This is a genomic window from Rhizobium nepotum 39/7 (assembly GCF_000949865.1).
Classification (GTDB): Bacteria; Pseudomonadota; Alphaproteobacteria; order Rhizobiales; family Rhizobiaceae; genus Agrobacterium; species Agrobacterium nepotum.
Genome location: NZ_JWJH01000007.1, coordinates 301,406 through 316,656, shown reverse-complemented (window position 1 = coordinate 316,656; position 15,251 = coordinate 301,406). Strand labels below are relative to the sequence as shown.

Genomic DNA, 15,251 nt, shown 5'->3' with positions numbered 1-15,251 from the left:
GTCGTTCCGGTTGTTGTTTATTTCACCGCGCCAGCGGTGAGACCGCCGACGAGATAGCGTTGCATCAGGAAAATCGCGATCATCGCTGGCGCGATACCCACGAAGCTTGCGGCCATGAGTTCGTTCCAGACAACCTCCTGCCGGCCGAAATAGGCAAACAGGCCCACCGGCAACGGCATGTATTCCGTCCTGGAATTGAACGTCAGCGCATAGATGAATTGCTGCGCATAGGCCTCGATGAAGGAAGAGATTGCGACAACTGCGATGCCTGGCGTTGCTATGGGCAAGACCACCCTGCGCAGGGTATAGAGCCGGCTCGCCCCATCCACATAAGCAGCTTCCTCCAGTTCGCGCGGTATACGGCGCATATAGGTCAATAGAAGCAGGATGCCTGTGGGAATGATGAAGGCGACGCCGGGAATGATCATCGCAAAATAGCTGTTCAGTACGCCGATCGACCGCATGAGGCGAAACAGCGGAATAAGCAAAACGGCGCCTGAGAACATCTTCACCGCGAGGAATAGTCCCAGCAACAGACCTGCGCCCTTGAAGTCAAACCTCGCAAACGCATAGGCGGCGGGTATCACGAGGACAAGAACGATGAGCGTGATGGCGCCGGCAATGAAGAACGAGTTGAAAATATAAAGAGCAAAACCCGGAACGCTGACCCACATGGTCCTGTAGGCCTCGAACGAGCCGTTTTCCGGCCAGAACTTGTAGGGCGAGGAAAACAGCAGGCTGAGCGGTTTCAGCGAAACCAGAAACCCTTCCACAAACGGCGCCAGCACGAAGGTCAGGAATACGGCAACGCCGCAATAGATCCCGACGATCTCATACCACCTGTAACGGTTGATCATCGCATGTCTGTCGGTCATCGGCTGGCCTCCTGCGAGAAGCGGCGGGTGATGCGGAAATAGAAGAAGGTGAAGATCGACAGGAATATGCAGATCAGCACTGCGCGGGCGGCACCCTCGCCATATTTATAAGCTCCGATCGCCGTCTTATACGTGTCGATGATCATCGTCGTTGTTTCACCGTTCGGACCGCCGCGCGTGAGAATCCAGATGATGTCGAAGGAATTGAACGTCGAAATCAGCGACAGGACCGACATGGTGATCATGGCCGGCAACATCAGCGGCAACGTGATACGTCGGAAGCGGTAGACGCGGCTGGCACCGTCCGTCCATGCAGCCTCATGCAAATCCTGCGGAATGGACTGGATGGCGGCGAGCAGATAAAGCGTCACCATCGGCACGCCGATCCACACATCGGTAATCACCGTCGCCCAGAAGGCCGTGTTGCCATAGGCGAGGAAAGCAACCGGACCATTCACCAGGCCAAGGTTCTGCAGAAGGCCGGAAATCATGCCGAACTGGCCGTTATACATCCAGCCCCACATGAAGATGCCGATAGCCATCGGCACGATCCATGGCGGCATCGTCAGGATGCGAAACAGCGCCCGACCGGGAACTGCCGAATTCAGCAGCACTGCACCAAATGTGCCGATGATCATCTTTATCGAGACGGAAAAGAACGTCCAGATAAAGGTCCGCGTGATGACCCCGGCAAAAGTTTCGTTGAAAATCTTCTCGTAGTTGAGAAAACCCACCCAGTTCGTCGTCTTTTTCAGCGACGCGTCCGTGAAGGACAGGATGAAGGTATCCACAAGCGGATAAGCAACAATAACCGTGATGTAGAAAAGCGCCGGCAAAAGAAGAAGCCAGGCGAAGATCACCGCGCTGCGTTTCGCATCCATCGCCGCGCCCCCTTAAGCCGATTTCACAGCGGGAGATTTCGGCTGCCCGTGGAGCGCCAGATCGTATTCCTCCCACACAGGCTTGAGATCGACCACCTTGCGGCCATGGCGCGCCTCGTCCATGGCAAGCGCCAGAATCCCGGCCTCGATCGCATCGAGCGCGGAAACCGGCAGGGGCGTACCCTCTACGACATGAGCGATCACGTCCGCGGCCATCTGCTCGTCGGCGCCGTAATGCTGCGAGAGCGTGGTTGCCGCCGAATAGGTCTTGGCGACGGTCTTTTCGTTGGTCCGGGCATTGTGCACGTTCAGGAAGCCGCGCACGAAATCGCCCTCAGCCATGCCTTTGGCGCCGATGACGCAGAAACGGCGGAAATCGTCGGGAACGTTTAGATTGGTATGGAAAGCAAGCGACGCGCCGTTCTCATATTCGACGATCGCCGTCTGGTAGTCGATGATGTCGCCGTCGCTGTCGAACACCTTTTCGGAGCCCATCCAGCCGCTCGGCTTGCGATGGTAGACCTCCATGTCGTTGATGCCGTCATTTTGCGGGGCGTTCGCAGGCGTAAAGCTCTTGCGCCCGCCGAAACTCGATACGAAACGCGGCCGCGCACCGACCACGCCATTATAGAGATCGAGATCGTGGCAGCATTTTTCCAGCATGAAGGAGCCGGAATAATTCTCGTAACGCCGCCAGTCGCGCATGAAGAACGCACCGTGATAGGGCGGGATATGTTCCGAAGCCTCGATGGAAACGACATCGCCGAGCTTGCCTTCGGCCTGCGCGGCGCGCAGATCGCGGTAAAGCGGCGAATAACGCAGGACGAGACCGACCAGCAGCCGCTCATGGCCGTGCTTGTTGAGCAGCCGGGCAAGTTCGAGGCTTTCCTCAATGCTGACGACGATGGGTTTTTCGGAAAAGATGGTGCAACCGGCTTCAAGCCCGATGCGGATATGCTCCAGATGCATATGGTTCGGCGAGCCGATCATCAAAAGATCGAATGTCTCGCCAGCGATCAGCGCTTCGGGGCTGTCATAGGCCTTGCCGGCCGAAATGCCTTTTTCCTCAAGCCCCGGCAGACCAGCCGGGGCGGGATCGACATAACCGACGATCTCGAAATCCTTGTCGATCTCGTGAAAAACGTAGCCCAGATAACCGAGACGGAATCCGAGTCCGATAATTCCCACCTTCATGAACTTTGTTCCCTGTTCATTCGTAAATAATTTTCGCAGAAGCAACCATTTCTGTGTTGGTCGTTCGATATCTGCGATAATTTCCCGTCACGATGAAATTAATTTTCACAACGGTCAAGTTAAATTCGATCCCGCAAATCCTCTGGAGAATCGGAGATCAATTTTTCCATGGAGGCGGACGCAAAACAGCGCGTCGCCGACCAGCGATACAAAAACAATACCAAAAAAATGCCAATCGTCTATAGCAATTACCATTGGCGGAAATTTTTTTTGGTTAATGCGAAAATTTCAGGCACATAGCCGCATTATTACGCAAATCATCGAAAAAACCACCGAATAATCCTACAATTTCACCAATGGTTCTATTTTGGTATTGCCGATTGTAATGCGTATGATATAGCCGGAACTCGCCACATCGATTGTGACAGAGGTTATGGATGAACGGGGCAGTGCTTAATCTGAACGACCTGCAATCGGGAGGCGGCGGCCCGCTTTACCTGAAACTGCGTCAGACGATTGAGGACGCCATCAATGGCGGCCGCCTGAAGCATGGCGACGCCCTGCCGCCCGAACGTGATATTGCCGAAAGCGCCTGCGTCAGCCGTGTCACGGTGCGCAAGGCTGTGGACGATCTGGTCCGCGACGGCCTTCTGGTCCGCAGGCACGGTTCGGGCACCTTCGTCGTCAAACCCATCACCCGCATGCAGCAACCCTTGACCAAGCTCACCTCGTTTACGGAGGACATGCGCCGCCGGGGAATGGCCGCGAGCACACGCTGGCTGGACAGGGGATTGTTTTATCCGACCGGTGACGAGATGATGGCTCTCGGCCTTTCCCAATCCGCCATGGTTGCCCGGTTGACGCGACTGCGCCTTGCCAACGACCAGCCGATCGCGCTCGAAGTGACGAGCCTGCCGGGAGATATTCTGCCGGACCCTGAACTGGTGGAAAACTCGCTTTATCAGGAACTTGAGAAAAACGGCATTCGCCCCGTCCGCGCCATCCAGCGCATCTCCGCCCGCAACCTGACGGACGAAGAAACCCTGCTGCTTGGGGTTCCGCCGGGCTCTGCAGCACTTTCCGTCCAGCGCATGGCGTATCTGGAAAGCGGGCGTCTCATGGAAATATCGCGCGCGCTTTATCGCAGCGACGCCTACGATCTCGTCGCCGAACTGACGATCGCCTCCGAGTGAACCATATCGACCAAGGACATAAAACGATGACAACCCTGATGCGCCAGGAAATCAACGAGATTCCCGATGCCGTCGCCCGCCTGCTGGACAATACCAATGCCGCCTTCCGCGAAGCCGGAGACAGGCTGAAGGCCCGCGATCCCGCCGTTATCGTCACCATTGCGCGCGGATCGTCCGATCACGCCGCGCATTTCCTGAAATATGCGATCGAATTGCAGACCGGACTTCCGGTCGCCTCGCTCGGCCCCTCGCTCGCCTCGATCTACCAGACGAAGCTGCGGCTGGAACGGGCAGCGGCTTTCGCCGTATCGCAATCGGGCAAAAGCCCTGACATCGTCGCTCTGGCGGAAAGCGCCCGCAAGGGCGGCGCGCTTACCTTCTCCCTCGTGAACACCCTTCCTTCCCCTCTCGGCGAGGCGGCCAATCACGCGATCGATATTCAGGCGGGGCCGGAAAAAGCGGTTGCCGCGACCAAGTCCTTCGTCAATTCCATTGTCGCCGGCCTCGCGATCCTCGCGGAATGGACGGAAGACAATCTGCTCGCCAAAGCCGTCAGCGCCCTGCCACAGAATTTCGCCAGGGCGATCGCGCTCGACTGGAGCCATATTGCCGAGGCGGTCAAGGGCGAAGAATCGCTTTACATGCTGGGCCGGGGTCCTGCCCTTGCCATTGCCGCAGAAGCAGCGTTGAAGTGCAAGGAAACCTGCGAACTGCACGCGGAAGCCTATTCATCGGCGGAAGTGATGCACGGCCCGGTCTCGCTGGTTGCCCCGAAATTCCCCATCATCGCCTTTGCCGCACGCGACCGCGCCGAGACCTCGGTGACGGATATTGCCGCAAGCCTTGCTCACAAAGGCGCAAATGTTTTCGTCACATCCGCCAAAGGCAGCCCGGCCAAACCCCTGCCCTTCGTGGAAACCAATCACCCGCTGACCGACGCATTGTTGCTGATCGCACCGTTTTACGGCTTCATCGAGCAATTGTCGCGCGCAAGGGGCTTCAACCCGGATGCGCCCGTGGCATTGAAGAAGGTGACTGAAACCCAATGAGCGGCATCAAGGCATTCATCGGCGCACGTATTTTCGACGGCGCCGCGTGGCACGATGGCAAGGTACTTCTGACCCAAGACGGGCATGTTGCCGCTATCTCGGACGGCGTGCCCGCCGAAGCCGAGGCGATCGATGCGGACGGGCTGTTGATCGCGCCGGGCTTCATCGACCTTCAGGTCAATGGTGGCGGCGGGGTCATGTTCAACAACCAGCCGGATGTGGCTGGCATCGCCCGCATCTGCTCCGCCCACGCCCAGTTTGGCACGACAGGACTGATGGTTACGCTCATCACCGACCGTCCGGACGTAACGTCCAAAGCGGCGCAGGCAGGCATTGCCGCCCTCAAGGCGCACGTGCCCGGCTTCCTCGGCCTGCATTTCGAGGGGCCGCATCTTTCCGTCGCGCGCAAGGGCACGCATGATCCGGCGCTTATCCGCAAGATGGAGACGGCCGATCTTGAAGTCCTGATCGGCTGCAAGGCGAAGCTTCCCTTCGTGATGACGACCATTGCCCCGGAAAACACGACTGTGGAGCAAGTCGCCGCGCTCCGACAAGCCGGCATCGTCGTCAGCCTCGGCCATACCGATGCGGGCCTCGATGTGGCGACAGCCTATGCTGATGCAGGCGCATCCATGGTCACGCATCTCTTCAACGCCATGAGCCCGCTTGGCCACCGCGAACCGGGGTTGGTGGGGGCAGCGCTTTCAAACGGCAAGCTGGATTGCGGGCTTATCGCCGATGGTTTCCACGTCGATCCGGCCGCAATCGGCATTGCACTCCGCGCCAAGAATGGCCCGGCCCACATCTTCCTCGTCACCGACGCCATGTCCACCATCGGCACGGATGATGACGGTTTCGAACTGAACGGCCGGCGCGTCTATCGCAACGGCGGCAGGTTGACGCTTGCGGACGGCACGCTGGCGGGAGCGGATATCGACATGCTCTCCTGCATCCGCTTCATGCATGAGAAGATGGAAATGCCGCTGGAAGAGGCTCTGCGAATGGCATCCGCCTATCCCGCACAGGCAATCGGCGCGTCAGCCAAGGGAAAACTCCTGCCCGGCTTCGATGCGGATTTCATCATGCTGACACCAGACCTCCAGATGCATTCCACATGGATATCAGGAGAAAAAATCTATGATGCCACACGTTCCGGAGTCTGAACCATGATCGTTTGTTTCGATATTGGCGGAACGACCATCAAGGGCGCAATTGCCCATGCCCCGGACGATATTCGCCCCGTGCCGCGTATACCGACACCGAAAACCAGCTTCGAAGACTTCGCCGCCGGCCTGAAATCCGTCATCGACAATAGCGGCGGCACACCCGACTGCGTGTCGCTGTCGATTGCAGGCGTCATCGATCTCGACACCGGCAAGGCGACAGTCGCCAATATTCCAAGCATTCACCGCAGGGTGTTGAAAGACGATCTGGAAAAAGCCCTGAACCTTCCCGTTATCGTTTCGAACGATGCGGATTGTTTCGTGATCGCCGAATCGGAAATCGGCTCCGGACAGGGACACCGTGTGGTTTTCGGCGTCATCCTCGGAACGGGTGTCGGCGGTGGGCTGGTGATCGACGGTAAGCTCATCAACAGCGATGGCGGTTTTGCCGGCGAATGGGGCCACGGGCCGGTGGCCGCGACTTTGGCCGGCAACCCGCCGGTCTCGCTGCCGCGCTTCGAATGCGGTTGCGGCCTCACCGGTTGCGTCGATGCTATCGGTAGCGCCCGTGGTATGGAAAAACTGCATCTGCATCTTCACCGGAAGGATATGACCAGTGAGGATATTATTGCCGCCTGGCAGGCCGGCGATGCGGAGGCCGCAAGAACCATTGAAATCCTCATCGATATTCTCGCCTCACCGCTGGCAATGGTGATCAACGTCACCGGCGCGACCATCGTGCCGGTCGGTGGCGGGCTTTCGAATTCGAGGGAACTTCTGGCCGCTCTGGACGAGGCCGTCAGAAGCCGCATTCTCAGGCGCTTCGACCGCCCGCTGGTCGTGCCTGCCATTTGCCGGATCGAGCCGGGGCTGATCGGTTCAGCCGTTATCGGGCTGAAATATGCGAAGGAAATCGCCGTCCATTCCTGAACAGCGTCACACCGTCTCGATCTTTTCCCGACGGAAGCCCAGCCCCACCAGTCTGCCGGTCAAATGGGCAAAAAGCGGAAATCGCATGATCGCCAGCACGAAGGCCGGCGGGCCTTTCGGTTTTTCCGCCGTGTCCGCCTGCTCCTTCTTGCGGCCGATACGCATCATCCGCTGCAAAAACTGCGTGGCCTTGGTGGGGAAGGATCGTCGTTTTTCGATTGCGGCGAGATCGTCATCGGCAATGGCCCGGCCCGACAAAAACACCGGCACCAGCACGTTGGCCACAGCAACCGCATCCTGAACAGCGAGATTGATGCCGACGCCGCCAACAGGCGACATGGCATGAGCCGCATCGCCGATGCAAATCAGGCCGGGCTTCCACCAGCGCTTCAACCGGTCGATACGAACGGTCAGGAGATGCACGTCGTCCCAGCTCGTAAGTTCGTCGAGCCTGTCGCGCGGGAAAGGGCAGATTTCCGCAACCCTGTCCCTGAACGCCTCAATTCCCTGAAGTTTTATGTCCGCGAAAAAGCCCTTGCGCACCACATAACCGCATTGCCAATAGTCGCCTCGGTTGATCATCACGAAACCCTGCCGCGAGCCCGCATGCCCCATGGTTTCCGTCGGATCGCCTGGCTGTCTCGAAAGGCGCAACCACAGCACCTCGGTCGGTATGCCGAAGCGCTGCACTTCGAGCCCCGCCGCCTCGCGGACGATGGAATTGCGTCCATCCGCCCCCACCACCAGATCGGCGGCGATCTCGATTACGCCTTCCGGCGTATTGACGATGAGACCGCCGACACGCCCGTCGCGCTCGATGAGGCCGGTCACCGGCGCATTCATCAGCAGCCGGAAATTCTCATATTGCCCGGCCTTGCCGACGATGAAATTGAGAAAATCCCATTGCGGCATGAACGCAATAAAGCGATGTCGGACCGGTAGCCGGGAAAAATCCGCGATCGTGATGCGCTCGCCGCCAATAACCGCATTCAGCTGTGGCGCGCGCGTATGCGGCAGGCTCAGAAACTCCTCGCCGAAACCCAGCCGCTCCATCAGTTCAAGCGTTGAAGGATGGACGGTATCGCCGCGAAAATCGCGCAGGAAATCCCCGTGTTTTTCGACCACGGTCACGTCGATGCCGCTGCGGGCAAGCAACAGGCCAAGCATCATGCCCGCCGGCCCACCACCGGCCACGGCGACCGAAGTGCGGATGTGCTGAACGGCCCTGCCGTCATTTTCCGGCGTGACTTTCGCTTCTTCCATCGCGGCCCCCTCTCCGTCCCGTTAAACGTCCCTATCGTGTATCCGTTGCCGGAAGGCCTGCATTTTTCGGTTGCGGCCAGCCGTGCTCATCGAAACGGAAAAGCATTTCGGACCTGGCAAAGATAAAGGCGAAGGCCATGGCGGTCCACATGCCGAGCAGCAGACCGGCGGCGACATCGCTTGGATAATGCGCACCAACGATGACGCGTGAAATACCGATGGCAAGGGCAAACAGCAGAAACACCCAGCGGAAACGCGGCATCAGCATGGCAAAAACGCCGAAAAATGCCCCCGCAGCCGTCGAATGACCGGAGGGAAAGCTTTCATAGAGATTGTCACCGGTAAACGGGGTGAGACTATAGGCACCCAGTTCCACGAAAAGTTCCGGCCGCGCCCGTCCGATCAGGAATTTGAGCATATGAACCAGAATGCTTGCCGTTCCGATCGTCAAAAAGAAATAGGCGAGGAGCCGCCATGCCGTTCTCAGGCGTCCGGCATAGGTCCGCGCCTGTAAAACGCGCGCGCCGACATAAGCGAAGATGGCAAGAGCGCCCGTTGAATAAAGCATCCAACCGAACGTTCCGAAATCGGTAATGATGCGATTGAAGGAAACGATCGTTCCCGGCAGGGCCTGCGCACTTTCGGAAAGGCGTGGATCGAGAGGAATAAAGACCAGCACAAGCACGAGGCTCGCCGCAAAAATCCATCCGCTGGAAACTAGGAAACGTCGCATTGATGCTCTCTCATGATTTTCTTGCATATGGCTTTGCCATCCGCAAAAACAATAGCCTGGCTGTGTCCTTGTTATGGCAGGTTTTCGCGAGTAGAGGCTAATGCATGTCGCCCGAAAATGTGCAGCAGTTTCTGGAGAACGGCATGCATAGGACGTGCGAACCGGAAACGACCGACGGACCGAAGATGAAAAATACCAGTGAAATGCCACGCAAGCTGACGATATTGGGTTCGACGGGTTCGATCGGCACGAACACACTGGATGTCGTGCGTCAGCTGGGTGGTCGCCGCCAATTCGAGATCATGGCGCTCACCGGCGCCGGAAACATCGACCTCCTGGCGGAACAGGCCCGTGAATTCGGCGCGCAGCTTGCGGTTACAGCCGAGGACAACAAATACGAGGCGCTGAAATCAGCCCTTGCCGGCACCAACATAAAAGTTGCGGCGGGCAAATCCGGTCTCGAAGAGGCGGCCTTGATGGATGCCGGTTGGGTAATGGCGGCAATTGCCGGAACACCCGGCCTCGCCCCGACATTGACGGCCGCGCGGCGCGGTGCGGACATCGCACTTGCCAACAAGGAATGCCTCGTTTCGGCGGGCGATGTTTTTCTGCGCACGGTCAAGCAGGGCGGCGGCAGGCTGATCCCGGTCGATAGCGAGCATAGCGCGATTTTCCAGTGCCTGACGGGCGAACACAAGCAGGCCGTGGAACGCATCGTGCTGACCGCATCCGGCGGGCCGTTCCGTACCTGGTCACGGGATGAGATGGCCAATGTCACAGCAGATATCGCCCGTGCCCACCCCAACTGGTCCATGGGGCTGAAGGTGTCGATCGGCAGCGCCTCCATGTTCAACAAGGGGCTGGAAATGATCGAGGCGAAATACCTCTTCGATCTCAGGCCCGATCAGGTGGAGGTCATCGTCCATCCGCAATCGATCGTGCATTCGATGGTAGGTTATACGGATGGCTCCTACATCGCCCAGCTCGGCTCCCCCGACATGCGCACCGCCATCTCCTATGCCCTCACCTACCCCGAGCGTGGCAATCTCAATGTCGAGCGTCTGGATTTTGCAAAACTGGCGCGGCTCGATTTCGAAGCCCCGGACGAGACCCGGTTTCCGGCGCTCAGACTGGCGCGGACGGCGCTGGAACGTGGAGGCTTGCAGGGCGCGGCCCTGAATGCGGCCGAGGAGACGGCCTTTCACGCCTTCGTCGAGGGCGGCATCGGTTTTCTCGATATGGCCGAAATCGTCGAAACGGTCATGGACCGCATGCATGACGGCCGATCGGCCGCCACGATCGAAGACGTGTTCGCGGCGGATAAGGAAGCCCGCAGTCACGCGCTGGAACTAGTTGTAAATATCGGGAAAGCGGCTTGAACTGTATTGCTGGCGGGTCTCGAAGAAAGACGTCCTCTACAGTTCAAATTGGTGCACGGCTCCGTTTCCGGAGTGTTCGTTGCACGGTCACGCCGAGCGGCTGGCTTGTCAGCGACCTACTCTAAGTTCATCCAGTAAGATATGACGCGAATTTTGTTTGGACTGTTCCAGTGGATCGATAGTTCGAAATCCGGGAACACCCAGCGGTGAATATCATAGCGTCCGACTCGGCTCGGCTCGCCCAGCTTGGCAATTGCGTCGACCTTTGTGTCCGAGAAACGAAGGCCTTTCCACAAGGGTCCCCCATAGGTTTCGACACCTGCCTCATAGCCCCAGCAAGCAGAACTGGTCAGCAGGTTAGGACCAACAGCATCGCCATCGCTTTCGTTCACCAGGCTCTGGTCCTTGAAGTGGAAACCCACACCGAATGCTGTGGCGTCGAGATCAAATATCGGCAGATTCCTGTCGAGTTTGACGGCGTTCGACCAGTTCACGCCAAAAGGCGCCACAAGCTTCGTGACCGCTTCGCTCTCGAACGGCTTTGCGATCGCGGATATGAAATCTTCCGGTTCGGGATATTGGATCTGCATATTACCTCACCTATCCGCGCTCGCTTCTGTTCACTCTCGCATTGCGATACTACGGGGGGTGTTATGCCACCGCACGCGCCAGCGCACAATGCGACCAGAGCTGGTGCAGCGCACCGACCAGCTGCTCGATATCGGCATCGCTATGCAGCGGCGTCGGGGTAATGCGCAGACGCTCGGTCTTGCGCGGCACGGTCGGATAATTGATCGGCTGCACGTAAACGCCGTGATTGTCGAGCAGGATGTCGGAAATCCATTTGCACTTGGCGGCATCGCCCACCATGACCGGCACGATATGGCTTGGATTGTCCATATGCGGAATGCCGCGCGCATCGAGGAGACCGCGCAGCTTGCCCACCCGGTCCTGATGGCGGGCGCGCTCGAAGGGGCTTGCCTTCAGATGCTGGATCGAAGCGATTGCGCCAGCGGCAAGCGACGGCGGCAGCGCTGTCGTGAAGATGAAACCGGATGCGAAAGAGCGGATGAAGTCGCAGACCGCAGTCGAGCCGGTAATGTAACCGCCCATCACGCCGAAGGCCTTGCCGAGCGTCCCCTCGATGATCGTCAGGCGATCCATGAGGCCTTCGCGCTCGGCGATGCCGCCGCCGCGCGGTCCGTACATGCCGACGGCGTGAACCTCGTCGAGATAGGTCATGGCGCCATAACGATCGGCCAGATCGCAGATTTCCTTGATCGGCGCGATATCGCCATCCATCGAATAGACGGATTCAAACGCGATGAGCTTTGGCGCATTCGGATCGGCGGCCTTGAGCTTCGCCTCGAGATCTTCGAGATCGTTATGTTTCCAGATCACCCGCTCGCAACGGCCGTAACGGATGCCCTCGATCATCGATGCGTGGTTGAGCGCGTCGGAGAAAATGATGAGGCCCGGAATTTTCTGGCCAAGCGTGCCGAGTGTGGCCCAGTTGGAAACATAACCCGACGTGAAGATCAGCGCCGATTCCTTGCCGTGCAGATCGGCGAGTTCCTGCTCCAGCAGGACGTGATAATGGTTGGTGCCAGAAATGTTCCGGGTGCCTCCCGCACCCGCGCCACAGTGATCGACGGCGGCCTTCATGGCTTCGATGACTTTCGGGTTCTGGCCCATGCCCAGATAATCATTGGAGCACCAGACGGTTACGTCCTTGCGCTCGCCATTGGCGTTGTACCGTGTCGCGCGGGGAAAATTGCCCTGCTGGCGTTCGATATCCGCAAAAACGCGATAGCGCCCCTCAGAATGCAGGCTTTGCAGTTCCGTCGTAAAAAATGCCTCGAAGTCCATGCCATGCTCCAGAATTGACCAGATCGTTTTCTGCCCCGGCACCGGGACCGTCAACCCTTGCGAGCCGCTTTAACCACGTCTGCGTCAATTCGCCGTTGTTTTGAACCATTCCAATAAACCGTTTATAGAAGCTGATGAAAAGTACAAAATTGATTCACATCAAAAAACCGCGAAATTTGGAACCTTTTTCGTGTCGCACCGTTGTTTGGCACGCAATCGATTCCGCCCGGAGGAATGCCTGGAAATGAGGCTTCCCTAAACGATATCGAATTGTTAGTTATCTGTTGCGGTCGGAGGTAGCAGTCGCCGCAGATAAATATGGGACGCCTACCGAGCCGAAGAGCTCATTGTAACGTTGGAGAGAGTTTCATGAAAAAGGCAATCATATTTGCGCTGGTCGGCCTGTCGCTCGCGAGCTGCACGCAGACCGAAAAGGGAGCTTCGATCGGTGCCGTTTCCGGTGCGGTCCTCGGCGGCGCTATCACGGGTAATGTTCGTGGTGCGGCAGTCGGTGCGGCGATCGGCGGCGTAGGCGGCGCTTTGATCGGCAATGCATCCGAGCCGGGTTATTGCTATTACCGCGACCAGTACGGTCAGCGTTACACGGCGCGTTGCCGTTAATCGCTTAGCAAGATACCGTTGCACAGAAGCCCCGGTCACCCGGGGCTTTTTGCGTTAAGGCGGGCAAAACGCAAGTCGAAGGGTCCTCAACGCCGTTTATTTATGATTAAACTGCAACGTTAACGGAGAGGAAACGGGTTAGAGCCAAAATAAATGCTCAACCATAAAGCACCTTATGCGAAGAACACGGACTAACCCGAAGACAGGTATTGCGTATCGGAAAGCTGGCACCGCTCTTGCGGTTGCAGTCACGTTCGCCCTGTACCCGGCGTTCGCCCGCGACGCTTTTGCCTTCAAGCTGTTCGGTGTGCGCCTCTGGGGTTCGGAAGAACCGGAGGTCGAGGTTATCAATCCGGTCAAATATGCCGTGACGCTTAATGCACCCGATGCGGACAAGTCGCTAACAGGCAGTCTCGAAAACAGCTCGCTTCTACTGGCCGACAAGGAAAAACCGGCCTCAGGCGATCTCGGTCTTTTGATAAAGGCGCGCGACGACAGGGACAGGCTGATCGCGGCACTTTACGAAAACGCCCGTTATGGCGGCATCGTCCAGGTCACCGTCGCCGGCAAAGATGTGGACGATCTGCCGCCCAATCCGGTGTTCGATCATTCCGCACCGGTGCCTGTGGTCATCACGGTCACGCCCGGTCCGGTTTTCACGCTCGGCAGCGTCCGGCTTGAAGGCGATGTCACAGGCCGCAATCTCGAGCAATATGGCCTGACGACCGGCGGCGATGCCGGTTCGCTGGCGATCATCCGCGCCGGCAACAAGCTGATCGACGATCTGAAGGCCGAAGGCCGTCCGCTTGCCAAACTGACGAAACGCGAGGCGGTCGCAAACCACGCGACGAATACGGTTGATATTACCATGGCAGCCGAAGGTGGTCCCGTCGCCCCACTCGGCACGGTCGCCGTCACCGGCGAAAAAACCGTCGATGGCGACTTCATTCGCCGTTATTCGCGCCTCAATGGCGGCGAGCCCTATTCGCCGGAAAAGCTGCGCAAAGCTGCGGACCGGCTGCGCCAGCTGGGCGTTTTTTCCAGCCTGACGATCAAGGAAGCGGGAACGCTGGCGCGCGACGGTTCCATTCCGCTCACCATCGAGGTGTCGGAAGGCAAGCACCGCTATTTCGGTGTCGGCGCACAATATTCCACCACGGAAGGCATCGGCCTCCAGGGATATTGGGGCCACAGGAACCTGTTCGGGCAGGCGGAATCGCTGCGTATCGAAGGCGCGGTTTCGCGCATCGCCGAAGCATCGAGCGTCGAAGGCATGGATTATTCGGCGGGCATCACCTTCACGAAGCCCGGCATGTTCAATCCGCGCACCACATTCAAGACCAGCCTTATCGCCAAGACCGAGCATCCCGACACCTATGAGGCCAAGACGCTGACGGGATCCGCCGGTTTCAGTTACGAGCTGAACGACACCGACACCGCCGCCGCCGGTCTCGAGGTGCAATGGGCCGACACCGAGGACGCGTTCGGCAAGAACGAATATCTGACCACCTCCATACCGCTGGAATTTGTGCGCGACACCCGCGACGACAAGCTCAATCCCACCGAAGGCTTTCGCGCATCGGTGGCCGCCAAGCCCAGCTATGAAGCGCTGAACGGCACGTTCTTTTCCTCTTTCGAAGGCTCCATCACCGGCTACAAGGGACTTGGCGCCGAAGACCGGCTGATCATGGCCGGAAAGCTTTCCGGCGGCGTGCTTGTCGGCGGCAGCGATCTACAGGACATTCCGACAACCCGGCGCTTTTATGCTGGCGGCGGCGGATCGGTGCGCGGCTACAGCTATCAGGAAATATCGCCCTATAATGCAGCCGGCGACGCGACTGGCGGCCGCTCCTATGTGGTTGGCTCTATCGAGGCGCGCATCAAGGTCACCGATACGATCGGCATCGTGCCCTTTATCGATGCGGGTGTGGTTTCGGATGAAGTAACTCCCGATTTCTCCGATATCCGGGCTGGCGCCGGTATCGGTTTGCGTTACGCGACGCCCTTCGGGCCTCTGCGTCTCGATGTCGCCATGCCGCTCGATAAATATGATGGTGGCAATAATTTCGGCATTTATGCCGGCATCGGTCAGTCTTTTTAA

Annotated in this window: 14 protein-coding genes; 7 read left to right on the top strand and 7 right to left on the bottom strand. The window is 58.4% G+C overall.

All coding sequences use genetic code 11. The annotated features are described in order from the left end of the window. Window positions 1–17: 17 nt before the first annotated feature. Genes RS75_RS09690 through RS75_RS09680 form a run of 3 tightly spaced genes read right to left on the bottom strand, consistent with a single transcriptional unit; the run spans window position 18 to window position 2,950 of the window. A complete protein-coding gene (locus RS75_RS09690; RefSeq protein ID WP_045019702.1) occupies window positions 18–875 on the bottom strand; it encodes a carbohydrate ABC transporter permease in 858 nt (285 codons plus the stop codon). Beyond that, window positions 872–1,756 carry a carbohydrate ABC transporter permease gene (locus RS75_RS09685; protein WP_045019700.1) on the bottom strand — a complete coding sequence of 295 codons (885 nt, stop codon included), beginning with the start codon at window positions 1,754–1,756 and terminating at the stop codon, window positions 872–874. Before RS75_RS09685 ends, RS75_RS09690 begins: the two co-directional genes overlap by 4 nt. A 12-nt stretch (window positions 1,757–1,768) precedes the next feature. Then, complete coding sequence (locus RS75_RS09680) at window positions 1,769–2,950, bottom strand: Gfo/Idh/MocA family protein (protein WP_045019697.1); 1,182 nt, start codon at window positions 2,948–2,950, stop codon at window positions 1,769–1,771. A gap of 437 nt (window positions 2,951–3,387) precedes the next feature. On the opposite strand from RS75_RS09680, the gene RS75_RS09675 reads away from it, so the two are divergent. From RS75_RS09675 to RS75_RS09660, 4 genes are read left to right on the top strand one after another with little or no spacing between them, the layout of a single operon-like run. Further along, the gene (locus RS75_RS09675; protein WP_045019695.1) at window positions 3,388–4,143 is read left to right on the top strand and encodes a GntR family transcriptional regulator; all 756 of its coding nucleotides are present in this window, start codon (window positions 3,388–3,390) and stop codon (window positions 4,141–4,143) included. 26 nt (window positions 4,144–4,169) lie between these two features. Continuing rightward, entirely contained in the window at window positions 4,170–5,192 is a 1,023-nt protein-coding gene (locus RS75_RS09670; RefSeq protein ID WP_045019687.1) for an SIS domain-containing protein, read from the top strand. Further along, the gene (gene nagA / locus RS75_RS09665) at window positions 5,189–6,355 is read left to right on the top strand and encodes an N-acetylglucosamine-6-phosphate deacetylase (protein WP_045019684.1); all 1,167 of its coding nucleotides are present in this window, start codon (window positions 5,189–5,191) and stop codon (window positions 6,353–6,355) included. Before RS75_RS09670 ends, nagA begins: the two co-directional genes overlap by 4 nt. A 3-nt stretch (window positions 6,356–6,358) precedes the next feature. Then, on the top strand, window positions 6,359–7,285 hold the full coding sequence (locus RS75_RS09660) for an ROK family protein (RefSeq protein ID WP_045019682.1): 927 nt from the start codon (window positions 6,359–6,361) through the stop codon (window positions 7,283–7,285). Between the two features lie 6 nt (window positions 7,286–7,291). Here the strand turns inward: RS75_RS09660 and RS75_RS09655 are convergent, their stop codons facing one another. Beyond that, the gene (locus tag RS75_RS09655) at window positions 7,292–8,548 is read right to left on the bottom strand and encodes an FAD-dependent oxidoreductase (RefSeq protein ID WP_045019680.1); all 1,257 of its coding nucleotides are present in this window, start codon (window positions 8,546–8,548) and stop codon (window positions 7,292–7,294) included. Between the two features lie 31 nt (window positions 8,549–8,579). Next, window positions 8,580–9,281 (bottom strand): phosphatase PAP2 family protein, encoded by a 702-nt coding sequence (locus RS75_RS09650; RefSeq protein ID WP_045019678.1) that lies wholly within the window; start codon window positions 9,279–9,281, stop codon window positions 8,580–8,582. Between the two features lie 185 nt (window positions 9,282–9,466). On the opposite strand from RS75_RS09650, the gene dxr reads away from it, so the two are divergent. Next, window positions 9,467–10,660 carry a 1-deoxy-D-xylulose-5-phosphate reductoisomerase gene (gene dxr / locus RS75_RS09645; protein WP_045019871.1) on the top strand — a complete coding sequence of 398 codons (1,194 nt, stop codon included), beginning with the start codon at window positions 9,467–9,469 and terminating at the stop codon, window positions 10,658–10,660. Window positions 10,661–10,776: 116 nt separating this feature from the next. Here the strand turns inward: dxr and RS75_RS09640 are convergent, their stop codons facing one another. Next, window positions 10,777–11,250, bottom strand: a complete 474-nt coding sequence (locus RS75_RS09640) for a hypothetical protein (protein ID WP_045019676.1) — start codon at window positions 11,248–11,250, stop codon at window positions 10,777–10,779. 61 nt (window positions 11,251–11,311) lie between these two features. Beyond that, window positions 11,312–12,529 carry a 5-aminolevulinate synthase gene (gene hemA, locus RS75_RS09635; RefSeq protein WP_045019869.1) on the bottom strand — a complete coding sequence of 406 codons (1,218 nt, stop codon included), beginning with the start codon at window positions 12,527–12,529 and terminating at the stop codon, window positions 11,312–11,314. Between the two features lie 369 nt (window positions 12,530–12,898). On the opposite strand from hemA, the gene RS75_RS09630 reads away from it, so the two are divergent. Beyond that, window positions 12,899–13,150, top strand: coding sequence for a YMGG-like glycine zipper-containing protein (locus RS75_RS09630; protein WP_003492347.1), 252 nt, complete (start codon window positions 12,899–12,901; stop codon window positions 13,148–13,150). Window positions 13,151–13,325: 175 nt separating this feature from the next. Next, window positions 13,326–15,251 carry an autotransporter assembly complex protein TamA gene (locus RS75_RS09625; protein WP_045019674.1) on the top strand — a complete coding sequence of 642 codons (1,926 nt, stop codon included), beginning with the start codon at window positions 13,326–13,328 and terminating at the stop codon, window positions 15,249–15,251.